Source organism: Pseudomonas macauensis (assembly GCF_047902425.1).
In the GTDB taxonomy this organism is placed as follows: Bacteria; Pseudomonadota; Gammaproteobacteria; order Pseudomonadales; family Pseudomonadaceae; genus Pseudomonas.
In genome coordinates this window covers 3,309,538-3,323,510 of sequence record NZ_CP138377.1, presented here as the reverse complement: position 1 = coordinate 3,323,510, position 13,973 = coordinate 3,309,538, and the positions used below count along the sequence as shown (strand labels likewise).

The following is a 13,973-nucleotide window of genomic DNA, read 5'->3' as shown; positions in this document are numbered from 1 at the left end:
GCGACGGGTGGTCGGTGTGGCGAGTGATTCCTGGGCGGGGGATTCTCGCGCCGGTGTGTCATGTGACCTGTAGGAGCGAGCTTGCTCGCGAACGGTCTTGTCGGTGGCGTGGGTGTTGGGCGGGTTCGCGAGCAAGCTCGCTTCTACAAAAAGCGAAAAAGCAAAAAGCCCCGCCGAAGCGGGGCTTTTTGACGATGCGGACCGATCAGCCCTTGGGCCGATTGTCGTAGACGTGGCAGGCCTTGCCTTCCGAGCGCTTGAGGCTGTGGGAAGGTTGCACCAGCACCCGCGCGCTGACGCCGATGTGGGTCTTGATCTGTTTGCCCAGCTCGCTGCCGATGGCCTTCTGCTCGTCCGCCGAGAGCCCCTGCAGGTCGTGGCGCAGTTCGACGTGGACGTCGATGCAGTCGAGATTGCCGTTGCGGTGCAGGTGGATCTCGTAGCACTCGGCGAGCTGCTTGATCTTCAGCACCTGTTCCTCGATCTGCGTCGGGAATACGTTCACCCCGCGGATGATCAGCATGTCGTCGCTGCGCCCGGTGATCTTGTCGATGCGCCGCATCGGCCGCGCGGTGCCCGGCAACAGGCGGGTCAGGTCGCGGGTGCGGTAGCGGATCATCGGCAGCGCTTCCTTGGACAGCGAGGTGAACACCAGCTCGCCGTATTCGCCGTCAGGCAGCACGGCGCCGGTGGCCGGGTCGATGATCTCGGGGTAGAAGTGGTCTTCCCAGACGGTCGGGCCGTCCTTGGTCTCGGCGCATTCCATGGCCACGCCCGGCCCCATGATTTCCGAGAGACCGTAGATGTCCAGCGCGGTGATGCTCATGCGCTCCTCGACCGCACGGCGCAGTTCGGCGGTCCAGGGTTCGGCGCCGAAGATGCCCAGGCGCAGCCTGAGGCTGTGCGGGTCGACGCCCTGGCGCTCGATCTCGTCGGCGATGTTGAGCATGTAGGACGGGGTGACCATGATGATGTCCGGCTGGAAGTCGCGGATCAGCTGGACCTGCTTCTCGGTCTGGCCGCCGGACATCGGGATCACGGTGCAGCCCAGGCGCTCGGCGCCGTAGTGGGCGCCCAGGCCGCCGGTGAACAGGCCGTAGCCGTAGGACACGTGCACCTTGTCACCCTTGCGGCCGCCGGCGGCGCGGATGGAGCGGGCGACCACGTTGGCCCAGGTGTCGATGTCGTTCTGCGTGTAACCGACCACCGTGGGCTTGCCGGTGGTGCCGCTGGAGGCGTGCAGGCGCACGATCTCGCTCTGCGGCACGGCGAACATGCCGTAGGGGTAGTTGTCGCGCAGGTCGTTCTTGCCGGTGAAGGGGAACTTCGCCAGGTCTTCCAGGGTTTTCAGGTCGTCGGGGTGGACGCCCGCCGCGTCGAAGCGCTGGCGGTACAGCGGGACGTTGTCGTAGGCATGCTTGAGGCTCCAGCGCAGGCGCTCCAGCTGGTGCTGGCGCAGCTCGTCGACACTGGCGGTTTCCATCGGGTCAAGCAGGGCACGTTCGGCATCATGGTACATGTTCATGAGTTCACTCGATTTGTTCTTGTACGCCAGCCCGCGTGCGGGTTGCGAGTGTCATGGGAGCAGGATAACGCCCCCGTTCGCGGAAAGTTTCGAACCCCTGTCAGAGACGTTGCTCTGCCTGCCAGACGGCGGCTTTCGCGACTGGCGGTGCGGGGTTCGAACCTTCCGTGGGTTCAGATCCGTTCGATGATCAGGGCGATGCCCTGGCCGACGCCGATGCACATGGTGCACAGGGCGTAGCGGCCGCCGCGCTCCTCCAGTTCATGCAGTGCAGTGGTGACCAGGCGCGCGCCGCTCATGCCCAGCGGGTGGCCGAGGGCGATGGCGCCGCCGTTGGGGTTTACCCGCGCGTCGTCGTCGTTCAAGCCCAACTCGCGCAGTACGGCGAGGCCCTGGGCGGCGAAGGCTTCGTTCAGTTCGATCACGTCCATGGCGGCCAGTGACAGGCCGGCCAGTTCCAGCACCTTGCGGGTCGCCGGTACCGGGCCGATGCCCATGATCCGCGGCTCGACGCCAGCGGTGGCCATGGCGACCACGCGGGCGCGGGCCTTCAGGCCGTGACGCGCGGCGGCGGCCGGGGTTGCCATCAGCAGGGCGCAGGCGCCGTCGTTGACGCCCGAGGCGTTGCCGGCGGTGACGCTGCCGCCTTCACGGAACGGCGTGCCGAGCCTGGCCAGTTGTTCCAGGGTGGTATCGCCGCGCGGATGCTCGTCCTGCTCGACGACCTTGGCCGGGCCTTTGCGCTGGGGGATTTCCACCGGAACGATTTCCTTCGCCAGGCGGCCATTGGCCTGTGCGGCAGCGGCCTTGTGCTGGCTGCGCAGGGCGAAGGCGTCCTGGTCGGCGCGGCTGATATTGAACTGCTCGGCGACGTTCTCCGCCGTCTCGGGCATGGAGTCGATGCCGAACTGCTGCTTCATCAGCTTGTTGACGAAGCGCCAGCCGATGGTGGTGTCGAAAATCTCCGCGCTGCGGCCGAAGGCCTGCTCGGACTTGCCCATCACGAACGGTGCGCGGGACATCGATTCCACGCCGCCGGCCAGCATCAGTCCGGCCTCGCCACAACGCAGGGCGCGGGCGGCGCTGCCCACGGCGTCCAGGCCGGAGCCGCACAGGCGGTTGAGGGTGGTGCCGGGCACGGATACCGGCAGGCCGGCCAGCAGCGAGGCCATGTGGGCGACGTTGCGGTTGTCTTCGCCGGCCTGGTTGGCGCAGCCGAAGATCACGTCGTCGATGGCGCTCCAGTCCAGCTCCGGGTGGCGCTGCATCAGGGCCTTCATCGGAATCGCTGCGAGGTCGTCGGCGCGCACGCTGGACAGGGCGCCGGCGTAGCGGCCGATCGGCGTGCGTACCGCGTCGATGATCAGCGCGTCAGTGAGGTTGGTCATGCGGAGGTCTCCTGCGCCAGCACGGTGCCGCGCACTTTGTAGGACTTGCCGTGGAACAGGGCGATCAGCTGGCCCTGGGAATTCTCGATACGCACGTCGTAGTTGCCGGTGCGGCCGCTGCGGCTCTGCTCGAACGCACTGGCGACCAGTTGGTCGCCTTCGCGCGCCGGCGCCACGTAGTCGATGCTGCAGCCGATGGCGACGGTGGCGTCGTTGTAGCTGTTGCAGGCGAAGGCGAAGGCCGAGTCGGCGAGGGCGAACAGGTAGCCGCCGTGGCAGGTGCCGTGGCCCTGGATCATGTCCTCGCGCACGCGCATCGACAGCTTCGCGCTACCCGGGCCGGCATCCAGCAACTGGATGCCCATGCGCCGGGTGGCCTGGTCGCGCTCGTACATGGCCTCGGCGCAGGCGCGGGCCAGTTGGGTGGCGTCAGTCATGGAAAGTTCTCCCCTCGGCGTGCAGGCGGCGCAGCAGCAGGGACGGGCGATAGCGGTCCTCGCCGTAGGCGGCCTGAAGGTTGTCCAGCACGTCTAGCAAGTTGCCGAGGCCGATCTGCCCGGCCCAGGCCAGCGGGCCTTGCGGGTAGTTCACCCCGGCTTGCATTGCGAGGTCGATGTCGCCGGCGCTGCCGACGCCTTGCAGCACGGCATCCGCGCCTTCGTTGGCGAGCATGGCGACGGTGCGCAGCACGGCGAGGCCGGGAGTGTCGCTCAGGCGGCTGGTGGCGATTCCGGCCTTGGCCAGCAGGGCGACAGCCTGGTCCAGCGCATCGGGCGTGGTGTCCACCGAGCAGGAAATACCGAGGCGCGAAGCCTTGGCGTAATCCCGCGCGAGGTCGATCAGCACCAGGTTGCGCAGGCCGTCCTCCTGGGCGCGCTGGCTGGCGAGGCGGCCATCGGACAGGGCGATCACTGCATCGCCGGCGCGCAGCAGGCCATTGCCGGCGCGCTGAATAATCTCGATGCCGGCCTCTTTCAGACGTTGGATCAACGGCTGGGCGACGCCCAGATCGCCTTCCAGCACGCACGAGGCGACGCTGGTGGTGCTGCTAAGGCTGGCCGGCTGCGGGCGCTCGGCACCTTCGGTGTAGTCGTAGAAGCCCTGGCCGGTCTTGCGACCGAGGCGACCGGCATCCACCAGCTCCTTCTGGATCAGCGAAGGCTGGAAGCGGAAGTCGCCGTAGTAGGCGGCGAACACCGAGCAGGTGACGGCGTAGTTGACGTCATGGCCGATCAGGTCGGTCAGCTCGAAGGCGCCCATGCGGAAGCCGCCAGCATCGCGCATCAGCGCATCCAGCGTCGCGCAGTCGGCGGCGCCTTCCTGCAGCAGGCGCAGGCTTTCGGCATAGAAGGGGCGCGCCACACGGTTGACGATGAAGCCGGGGGTCGACTTGGTATGCACCGGCTTCTTGCCCCAGGCCAACGAAGTGGCATACAGGTTGTCAGCCAGTGCCGGATCGGTAGCGAGGCCGGAGACGATTTCCACCAGCGCCATCAGTGGCGCCGGATTGAAGAAGTGCATGCCGACCACCTGCTGCGGGCGCTTGAGGCCGGCGGCGAGGCTGGTGATGGACAGCGAAGAGGTGTTGCTGGCGAGTATGCACTCCTCGGCGCACAGCGTTTCCAGCTGCTGGAACAGGCCGCGCTTGACTTCCAGGTTTTCGACGATGGCCTCGATCACCAGTTTCGAATCGGCCAGCGCCTCGATGGCTTCCACCGGTTGCAGCCGCGCGACGATGGCGCTGCGGGCGGCGGCGTCGAGCTTGCCTTTCTCCACCAGCCGGCCGAGCTGGCGATCGATGCCATCGATCGCTTGGGCGGCGGCGCCGGGGCGGTTGTCGTAGAGCTTCACCGAATGGCCGGCCTGGGCGGCGACCTGGGCGATACCCGCGCCCATGGCGCCGGCGCCGATCACCGCGACTTTTGCGTCGTTCGAAAGTGCGCTCATCGATCAGCGGCCCTTGAAGCTGGGAGTACGTTTTTCCATGAAGGCGGAGACGCCCTCGCGGTAGTCCTCGCTGCGGCCGGCCAGGCGCTGCAGGTCGCGCTCCAGCTCCAGCTGCTCGTCGAAACTGTTGTTCAGGCTGGCGTTGAGGCTGCGCTTGATCAGCGCCAGGCCGTAGGTCGGCTGGGTGGCCAGATGGCGAGCGAGCTTGAGCGCTTCCTCGCGCAGGTTGGCGTCATCCACCACCTGGTAGATCAGGCCCCATTGCTCGGCCTGTTCGGCGGAGAGGCGATTGCCCAGCAGCGCGAGTGCCTTGGCGCGGGCCATGCCGACCAGGCGCGGCAAGGTCCAGGTGCCGCCGGAATCGGGGATCAGGCCGATCTTGCAGAAGGCCTGGATGAAACTGGCCGAGCGCGCCGCCAGCACCAGGTCGCAGGCCAGCGGGATGTTGGCGCCGGCGCCGGCGGCCACGCCGTTGACCGCGCAGATGACGGGTAGCGGCAGGTCGCGCAGGGTGCGGATCAGGGGGTTGTAGAACTGCTCGATGGACTGGCCCAGGTCGGGCATCTCGGCGCCCGGCGCGACGTTGCGGTCGGACAGGTCCTGTCCTGCGCAGAAGCCGCGGCCTTCGCCGGTCAGCAGCAGGACGCGGGCTTCCGGACTCTGCCGGACCTGCTTGAGCGCCTCGCGCACTTCGCCGTGCATGGCGGTGTTGAAGCTGTTGAGCTGCTCCGGGCGGTTCAGGCTGAGGAGGGCGACGCCGTCCTCGATGGAAAACAGGATGTGCTCGAAGTTCATGGGCGGACTCGCTCCATCAATGGGCAGGCTTTTGCCAGAAAAAGAAAGTGGGCTCGCTCAGCGGCCTTGGTAGGTGGCTTTGCGTTTTTCCTGGAAGGCGCGGATGCCTTCATCGCGGTCGGCGGTGCCGGCCAGCAGGGTGAAGGCGTGGCGTTCGAAGCGCAGGCCGCTGGCCAGGTCGGTGTCCTGGGCCTTGAGCAACGCTTCCTTGGCCAGGCGCACCGCGAGCGGTGCCTTGGCGGCGATGCTTCTGGCGATCTGCAGGGCGCGCTCGACGGTGAATTCGGGTTGGGTGACCTCGCTGACCAGGCCGGCGCGCTGGGCGTGGCGGGCGTCGATGGCCTCGCCGGTGAGCACCATCTGCATGGCCAGCGGCTTGCCCACGGCGCGCAGCAGGCGCTGGGTGCCGCCGGCGCCGGGCATGATGCCGAGGTTGATTTCCGGCTGACCGAAGCGGGCATCTTCGCCGGCGACGAGGATGTCGGCGTGCATGGCCAGCTCGCAGCCGCCACCCAGGGCGAAGCCGTTGACGGCGGCGATCAGTGGCTTGGAGAAGGCGGCGATGCGCTGCCAGTAGCCGACGCGCGGGTCGTTGAGGATGCCGACCAGGTCGCGCTCGGCCATTTCCTTGATGTCGGCGCCGGCGGCGAAGGCCTTGCGGCTGCCGGTGAGTACCACGGCGCGGGTTTCGCTGTCCTGCTCGGCAGCATCGAGTTCGGCGGCCAGTTCGCCAAGCAGTTCGGTGTTCAGTGCGTTCAGCGCCTCCGGGCGCTGCAGGGTGATCAGGCGGACGCCCGGCAGGGGTGTCGAGACGACGAGGGTACGAGGCATCTGCATATCCTCAGGCTGCACGCACGGCATCGCTGGCCGGCTCATTGTTGGAATCGCGGGTATGGCCTGCGCGGTAGGCGGAGGTCTCCCGGGTTTTCGCAGTATATGCCTAAAGCGATACAAAACAACAAGCATTGAATGTATTTATGTGTCCCGTGTTGGTTGATTTTCGAAAGCGCCTCAAGGCTGGATTTCTAATCGTAGGCCAGTTATCGCGAGGCTTTGCGCCATCTCAGCCGTTTGTCGGTGGCTCTGGCGGTGGGTGTTAAAAGCGATACGGCAGACGGTGCTTTCATGTTCTAAAATGATGTGATACAAAATTCGAGGGCAAGTGGATCGCTTTGCGAAATATCGCGTCCCTTGCGTGCGTTCATCGCCACAACTACTAGAAGAGGAGTCCCCCATGTCGTCCGCCGCCCAGGCCGCCGCCCTCGAACTGTTCGAGCATCACCGCGCCACCCTCGAGCACGCGGTGGAAGCCATCACCCGCCGTGATTACTGGTCGCCCCACGGGGAGAGCCTGAAGCAGTATCCGGAGGAGTCGGTGAAGGGCGCCCAGTCGGCATTCGAGGGATTGCTGAACCGCCATTTCGAACTGCAGGGGCCGCAAGCCATCGGCCGCATCGGCACCGAGCGCTCTCCCTATGGCTTCGACCTCGGCGTGAGCTATGACCAGTACGACGCCGAGCAGCTGCTGGCCCGCCAGCAGCAGGCCCTACCGGCCTGGCGGGATGCCGGGGCGAAGGCGCGTGTCGGTGCCTGCCTGGAAATCGTCCAGCGCCTTGCCGCCCTGAGCCCGACCATGGCCCACGCGGTGATGCATACCAGCGGGCAGGGCTACATGATGGCGTTCCAGGCCGGCGGCGCCCATGCCCAGGACCGCGCCCTGGAGGCGCTGGCCTATGCCTGGCGGGCCATGGCCGAAGTGCCGGAAGCGGTGCGCTGGAGCAAGCCGCAGAGCAAGGCCGAGCCGTTGGTGCTGGACAAACGCTGGCATATCGTCCCGCGCGGCCTGGCGCTGGTGATCGGCTGCGCCACTTTCCCGACCTGGAACACCTACCCAGGCCTGTTCGCCAGCCTGGTCACCGGCAACCCGGTACTGGTCAAGCCGCACCCGGCGGCGATCCTGCCGGTGGCGATGAGCGTCAGGGTGGCCCAGGACGTTCTCGGCGAACTGGGCTTCGATCCGGCGCTGGTCAGCCTGGTGGTGGATAGCGCCGAAGCTCCGGTCAGCCAGGTGCTGGCCCTCGATCCCCGCGTGAAGCTGGTCGACTTCACCGGCTCCAGCGCGTTCGGCAACTGGCTGGAAGAGAACGCCCGGCAGGCCCAGGTATTCACCGAGAAGGCCGGCGTCAACAGCGTGATCATCGACAGCGTGCGCGACCTCAAGGCCGTGGCGCGCAACCTGGCCTTCAGCCTCAGCCTGTATTCCGGGCAGATGTGCACCACCACCCAGGCCATCTACGTGCCGCGCGGTGGCATCCGCGTTGGCGAGGAGCACGTCAGCTTCGACGAGGTCGCCCAGGCGCTGGCCGGGGCCGTGCGCAGCTTCCTTTCCGACAACGAACGCGCCTGCAGTGTGCTCGGTGCGATCCAGTCCGAGGCGACCGCCGAACGCATCCTGGCCTGCCGCGAGCTGGGTGAGGTCCTGCTGGACAGCGAGCGCCGCGAACACCCGCAGTTCCCCGGCGCTCGTGTGTGCACGCCGCTGCTGCTCAAGGTCGATGCCGCTGACCATTCGGCATTTGGCGAGGAGCGCTTCGGCCCGATCGCCTTCGTCATCGCCACCGATGACAGCGACCACAGTCTGCAGGTGGCCGGTGACGTCCTGAAAGAGAAGGGCGCCATGACCCTTGGCGTCTATTCCACGGACGCGGAATTCCTCGACCGGGCGGAAACCTTCGCCCAGGACGTGGCGGTGTCGCTGTCGGTGAACTTCGACGGCGGCGTGTTCGTCAACCAGTCGGCCGCCTTCAGCGACTTCCATGCCACCGGCGGCAACCCCACGGCAAACGCTTCGATCACCGATGGCGCCTTCGTGACGCGGCGCTTCGTGGTGGTGCAGAGCCGCCGCCATGCACCGCTGGAGGGCGCCTGAGATGCCGTGCTACAGCCTGGACGGGATGATCCCGGTGGTGCATCCGACCGCCTATGTCCATCCGACCGCCGTACTGATCGGCGACGTGATCGTCGGCCCGGGCTGCTATGTCGGCCCGCTCGCTGCATTACGGGGTGATTTCGGGCGGATTGTCCTCGAAGAAGGAGCGAACCTGCAGGATACCTGCGTGATGCACGGCTTTCCCGACAGCGACACGGTGGTCAAGCGCCATGGCCATATCGGCCACGGCGCGGTGCTCCATGGTTGCGTCATCGGCGCCGACGCGCTGGTGGGGATGAACGCGGTGGTGATGGACAACGCGCGGATTGGCGAACGCTCCATCGTTTCCGCCGCCGCCTTCGTCAAGGCCGGCTTCGAATGCCCGCCGCAGAGCCTGGTGATGGGTGCGCCGGCCGCGGTGAAGCGTGCACTGAGCGACGAGGAGGTGGCCTGGAAGCAGCGCGGCACCCGCGAATACCAGGCGCTGACCCGGCGCTGCCTGGCGAGCCTGGTGGAGTGCGCGCCGCTGGCGGAGGTGGAGGCGGACCGCCCGCACATGGGCGACTCGGGGTTCCGCCCGAAAGGGAACAATTCCCTATGACCACTGGGGTTCACACCAATGGCAAGGCGGCCCGGCGGGCAGGTATAGTCGGGCCTTTGTCCGCGCCCAGCCAGACCATGACTGCCCTTGCACCGCTGAACCAACTGATTACCCGCTTCCAGGAACAGACGCCGATCCGCGCCAGTTCGCTGATCATCACGCTATACGGAGATGCCATCGAACCCCATGGCGGCACCGTCTGGTTGGGCAGCCTGATCAATCTGCTGGAGCCCATCGGCATCAACGAGCGGCTGATCCGTACCTCGATCTTCCGGCTGACCAAGGAAGACTGGCTGACCGCCGAGAAGGTCGGCCGGCGCAGCTATTACAGCCTGACCGGCACCGGCCGGCGGCGCTTCGAGAAGGCCTTCAAGCGGGTGTACAGCTCCAGCCTGCCGGCGTGGGATGGTGCCTGGACCCTGGTGATGCTCTCCCAACTGTCTGCCGACAAGCGCAAGCAGGTGCGCGAAGAGCTGGAATGGCAGGGCTTCGGCGCCATCGCCCCGACCGTGCTGGCCTGCCCGCGCGGCGACCGCGCCGACCTGGTGACGACCCTGCAGGACCTGGACGCACTGGACGACAGCATCATCTTCGATACCCACGCCCAGGACGTGCTGGCCTCCCGCGCCATGCGTCTGCAGGTGCGCGAGAGCTGGAACATCGACGAGCTGGCCAGCCACTATAGCGAGTTCATCCGCCTGTTCCGCCCGCTCTGGCAGGAGTTGCGCGAGCAGGACAACCTGCAGCCGGCGGATTGCTTCCTGGCGCGCATCCTGCTGATCCACGAATACCGCCGGCTGCTCCTGCGTGACCCGCAGCTGCCGGACGAACTGTTGCCCGGCGACTGGGAAGGGCGTGCCGCGAGACAACTGTGTCGCAATATCTACCGGCTGATCTTCGCCAAGGCCGAAGAGTGGCTGAACAGTAATCTGGAAACCGCTGACGGTCCGTTGCCGGACGTTGGCGAAAGCTTCTACCGCCGTTTCGGCGGATTGAAGTGAAGTTGGCCTGAAATGTGCCTTGGCCTGTGTCACCGATCGGTGGCGCGGGCCAAGTGATCGATCCAGATATCGATCAACGTCGATCCGCCCACCGAGGTGGACGCTGATAACAACAAGAAAGCGCGAGGCTTTGCTGGTCATGAATACCTCAACCCAAGCACGCGGCGATGCCTTCGAGGCATGGCTTGCGCGGATCAACCAGGCATGTGGGCGTTTCGCCGCGCATCCCCTGGGGTCGGAGTTCAGAAGCGAGCTCAAGGAATTTCAGGGCGGCGCCATCAAGCTGAGCCAGGTCGAACTGGCCCAAATCAGCCTCTACCGGACCAGCAAGGAAATCGCGGCCGGCGGCAGCAACAACTATTACGCGGTGTTCCAGCTCGATGGCCGGTCGCGCCTGGAGCAGGGTGACAATCGCGTGGAACTGTCGCGGGGCGATATCACCCTGATCGACGCCAGCCAGCCGAGCAACATGACTTACCTGGAGAGGGCCCGCCAGGTCTCGCTGATCGTGCCCCGCCAGGTGTTCGAGCGTGCGCGGATCACCACGGTGAATTGCGCGACGCGGATTCCCGGCAGTGCGCCGATCGCCGCGCTGGCCAGCGGCATGGTCGGCGAGATCAGCCGCCACGACGGAATCGGCATGCAGGAAAGCGAAGCCACCCTGGACGCCTTGGTCAGCCTGCTGCGTCCGGCCATCAGCGGCCAGGAAAGCGAGTGCGACAGCCATGAGCGGCTGTTCCGCAAGTCGGTGTCGTTCATCGACGAGCACATCAGCGCCGAGGAACTCTGTCCGGAGCTGATCGCCCGCGAGGTCGGCGTTTCCGTGCGAGGCCTGTACCGCATGTTCTCGAAGAAGGGCATGGTCGTCGCCCAGTACATCAAGAACCGCCGCCTGGACTTCTGTGCCGAGTCGCTGCGCAACGCGCATTTCGAGCAGAAACTGTCGGCGCTGGGGTATGCCTGGGGCTTCTCGGATTCCAGCTACTTCTCCACGGCGTTCAAGTCGCGCTTCGGGGTTTCCCCGGGCGAGTACCGCAAGCGTTACGCGCAGTAGGGTGTACAACGGTTCGCGGTTGTACGCCGATACGCCGGCGTCATCACCTGCGCCGAGGCTGAGCCGGGCCGCCTGACCCGACGGTCGATCCCGAGCGGGGTAAGGCCAGGGCCATTCGGTGTATAACGCGGAGCGTTATACACCCTACCCGAAGTTCAACCCTGGCGTAGGGCGTACAACCGTTCGCGGTTGTACGCCGATACACCGGCGTTATCGTCTGCGCCGCTGTTGACTCCGGCATCCTGCTTCTTGGCACCCCCGCCAAACCAACTGGCACACAGAAAAAGTCCTGCCATTCCGGCACCAGTGACAATCGCCCCTCGTAAAGCGCGAATTCCTCGCGTATGCCGGCGTTTTTCCCGCGCCGGCCTGATTGCTTCGAGGTGGAGCCAGATGTCTATCCACAAATCCCTCAAGGCCGCCGCCGGCGCACTGCTGCTGGCGCTGGCCGCCACCCAGGGCGCTGTCGCAATGGCGGATACCTGTCCGGCCGCCGAAGCCGAGCAGGGCCAGGGCGTATTCGCCCGCGACTGCTCCGTCTGCCACTCCGCGCAGAAGGATGGTCCGGGAATGATGGGGCCCAACCTGCACGGCGTAGTCGGCCGCATGTCCGGCTCGCTGGCTGGCTTCAGCTATTCCGAGGCCATGAAGACCAGGGGCGCCGCCTGGTCCCGCGACAGCATCGATGCCTTCATCACCCAGCCGCAGGCCGCGGTGCCCGGCACCTACATGCCGTTCGCCGGCCTTGCTGACGCCGCCGAGCGCCGAGCCGTGACCTGCTGGCTCAGCCAGCAGCACTGACCCCCTTTCCCGAACGGGCCATCGGGCCCGCTTCCAGCCAGGAGTGAACATGAGCACGACTGATATTCTGCCGCAGGTAAGCGCATTCCTCAGCCGCCGCCACGGCTGCTTCATCGACGGTGCCTGGGTGGTGCCCGAGGGCGCGCGCACCGACGTACTGAACCCGGCCACCGGCCAGGCCATTTCCAGTGTCGCCGACATCGACACCGAACTGCTCGACCGTGCGGTACAGTCCGCCCAGGCCGCGTACAAGTCCCGCGTCTGGGCCGACCTGCGCCCGGCCGACCGCGAGCGTATCCTGCTGCGCTTCGCCGACCTGGTGGAAGCCAACGGCGAGGAACTGGCCCAGCTGGAAACCCTGAGCCAGGGCAAGTCGATCAACATCTCGCGCATGCTGGACGTGGGCGCCACCGTCGAGTTCATGCGCTACATGGCCGGCTGGGCGACCAAGATCGAAGGCCAGTCGCTGAACGTCTCCATCCCGCTGCCGCCGGGTGCCAAATTCACCGCCTATACCCGCCGCGAGCCGCTGGGCGTGGTCGCCGGCATCGTACCGTGGAACTTCCCGCTGATGATCGCCGTGTGGAAGCTGATTCCGGCACTGGCCACCGGTAACAGCGTAGTGATCAAGCCCGCCTCGGAAACCCCGCTGACCGCCCTGCGCCTGGCCGAGCTGGCCTTCGAGGCCGGCGTGCCGGCTGGCGTGTTCAACCTGGTGACCGGCGACGGCCCGCGCATCGGTGGCGGCCTGGCCAGCCACAAGCTGGTCAACAAGGTCTCCTTCACCGGTTCCACTGCCGTGGGCCGCAGCGTCGGCCTGGCCGCCGTGCAGAACATGACCCGCTTCGCCCTGGAGCTGGGCGGCAAGAACCCGATGATCGTGCTGGCCGACGCCAACATCGACAACGCCGTGCAGGGTGCGCTGCTGGGCGGCCTGCTGAACAACGGCCAGGTCTGCGCCGCGGCCTCGCGCTTCTACGTGCACCGTTCGCGCTACGACGAGTTCGTCGAGAAGCTGGCCGCCGCCGTGGCCGGCATGAGCCTGGGGGAGGGTATGGACCCGACCGCGCAGATCAACCCGCTGGTGTCTGCCAAGCAGCAACGTAGTGTGCTGAATCACATCGCCCGCGCGGGCGAGCAGGGCGCGCGCATCGTCTGCGGTGGCGAACAGGTCGGCGGCAACGGCTTCTACGTACAGCCCACCGTGCTGGCCGATGTGACCATGCAGATGGCGGTGGCCCGCGACGAAGTCTTCGGTCCGGTGCTGGCGGTCCTGCCGTTCGACGAGGACGACGAGGCCATCGCGATGGCCAACGACAGCGAATACGGCCTGGGTGCGAGCCTGTGGACCAACGACCTGAACAAGGCCATGAACCTGGTGCCGCGCATCGAGTCCGGCACCGTGTGGGTCAACGCCCACGTGCTGCTCGACCCGAGCATGCCCTTCGGCGGCGTCAAGCAGTCGGGCATGGGCCGCGAATTCGGCCGTGCCGTGGTCGAGGCCTATACCGAGATCAAGTCGGTGTGCATCGCGCACTGATTGATGGTGAGAGCAACACCCTCGTTTAGCAGCGGGCCTTCGGGCCCGTTTTTTTTGGATGAAAGCTGTAGGGAGGCCCAGGGGCGTGGCCCGGTCCTATGGTCACCGGGAGCCGCAGACGTAGGATGGTGTGGAGCGAAGCGATACCCATCATGGCGGATAACGCTGCGCGTTATTCGCCCTGCAAGAGCATCGCGGACGGAGTCCGCTCCCACGGGCGCCGTGTCCCCGCATTGGCTCTGGCTACTGAGGACTTCCAGAGAAATATCCGCGCACTCCGGAGCGCCCCTTCAGGAGGCCGAGTGGAGTCGGAGTTTCAGGGGTTGAGCGACATGGATGTCGCGAGAGCGTCGTTGGGCCATGGATGGCCCGTCGACGCGTGTCCCTGAAAC

Annotated in this window: 12 protein-coding genes; 6 read left to right on the top strand and 6 right to left on the bottom strand. The window is 66.5% G+C overall.

What is annotated here, in order from left to right; all coding sequences use genetic code 11:
* Positions 1–205: 205 nt before the first annotated feature.
* The 6 genes from paaK to paaF all read right to left on the bottom strand — a co-directional run bounded on the left by paaK (position 206) and on the right by paaF (position 6,486).
* Positions 206–1,525, bottom strand: a complete 1,320-nt coding sequence (gene paaK / locus SD196_RS15240) for a phenylacetate--CoA ligase PaaK (protein ID WP_416310355.1) — start codon at positions 1,523–1,525, stop codon at positions 206–208.
* 173 nt (positions 1,526–1,698) lie between these two features.
* Positions 1,699–2,913: a 3-oxoadipyl-CoA thiolase gene (pcaF, locus tag SD196_RS15235; protein ID WP_331319481.1), complete on the bottom strand. Its 1,215-nt coding sequence runs from the start codon at positions 2,911–2,913 to the stop codon at positions 1,699–1,701.
* Complete coding sequence (gene paaI / locus SD196_RS15230; RefSeq protein ID WP_331319480.1) at positions 2,910–3,350, bottom strand: hydroxyphenylacetyl-CoA thioesterase PaaI; 441 nt, start codon at positions 3,348–3,350, stop codon at positions 2,910–2,912. The genes pcaF and paaI overlap by 4 nt, the downstream gene beginning before the upstream one ends.
* The gene (gene paaH / locus SD196_RS15225; RefSeq protein WP_416310354.1) at positions 3,343–4,860 is read right to left on the bottom strand and encodes a 3-hydroxyacyl-CoA dehydrogenase PaaH; all 1,518 of its coding nucleotides are present in this window, start codon (positions 4,858–4,860) and stop codon (positions 3,343–3,345) included. The genes paaI and paaH overlap by 8 nt, the downstream gene beginning before the upstream one ends.
* A 3-nt stretch (positions 4,861–4,863) precedes the next feature.
* Complete coding sequence (gene paaG, locus SD196_RS15220) at positions 4,864–5,655, bottom strand: 2-(1,2-epoxy-1,2-dihydrophenyl)acetyl-CoA isomerase PaaG (RefSeq protein ID WP_416310353.1); 792 nt, start codon at positions 5,653–5,655, stop codon at positions 4,864–4,866.
* A 57-nt stretch (positions 5,656–5,712) separates the two neighbouring features.
* On the bottom strand, positions 5,713–6,486 hold the full coding sequence (gene paaF / locus SD196_RS15215) for a 2,3-dehydroadipyl-CoA hydratase PaaF (protein WP_416310352.1): 774 nt from the start codon (positions 6,484–6,486) through the stop codon (positions 5,713–5,715).
* A gap of 403 nt (positions 6,487–6,889) precedes the next feature.
* Here paaF and paaN point away from each other — a divergent pair, with 403 nt between their 5' ends.
* The 6 genes from paaN to SD196_RS15185 all read left to right on the top strand — a co-directional run bounded on the left by paaN (position 6,890) and on the right by SD196_RS15185 (position 13,581).
* Entirely contained in the window at positions 6,890–8,584 is a 1,695-nt protein-coding gene (gene paaN, locus SD196_RS15210; protein WP_416310351.1) for a phenylacetic acid degradation protein PaaN, read from the top strand.
* A gap of 1 nt (position 8,585) precedes the next feature.
* Positions 8,586–9,185 carry a phenylacetic acid degradation protein PaaY gene (paaY, locus tag SD196_RS15205; RefSeq protein ID WP_331319475.1) on the top strand — a complete coding sequence of 200 codons (600 nt, stop codon included), beginning with the start codon at positions 8,586–8,588 and terminating at the stop codon, positions 9,183–9,185.
* Between the two features lie 77 nt (positions 9,186–9,262).
* On the top strand, positions 9,263–10,186 hold the full coding sequence (gene paaX / locus SD196_RS15200) for a phenylacetic acid degradation operon negative regulatory protein PaaX (RefSeq protein ID WP_331319474.1): 924 nt from the start codon (positions 9,263–9,265) through the stop codon (positions 10,184–10,186).
* Between the two features lie 139 nt (positions 10,187–10,325).
* Positions 10,326–11,240: a transcriptional regulator FeaR gene (gene feaR, locus SD196_RS15195; protein WP_331319473.1), complete on the top strand. Its 915-nt coding sequence runs from the start codon at positions 10,326–10,328 to the stop codon at positions 11,238–11,240.
* Positions 11,241–11,633: 393 nt separating this feature from the next.
* Positions 11,634–12,041: a c-type cytochrome gene (locus tag SD196_RS15190; protein WP_416310350.1), complete on the top strand. Its 408-nt coding sequence runs from the start codon at positions 11,634–11,636 to the stop codon at positions 12,039–12,041.
* Positions 12,042–12,090: 49 nt separating this feature from the next.
* The gene (locus SD196_RS15185; protein WP_331319472.1) at positions 12,091–13,581 is read left to right on the top strand and encodes an aldehyde dehydrogenase family protein; all 1,491 of its coding nucleotides are present in this window, start codon (positions 12,091–12,093) and stop codon (positions 13,579–13,581) included.
* The last annotated feature ends 392 nt before the right edge of the window (positions 13,582–13,973 follow it).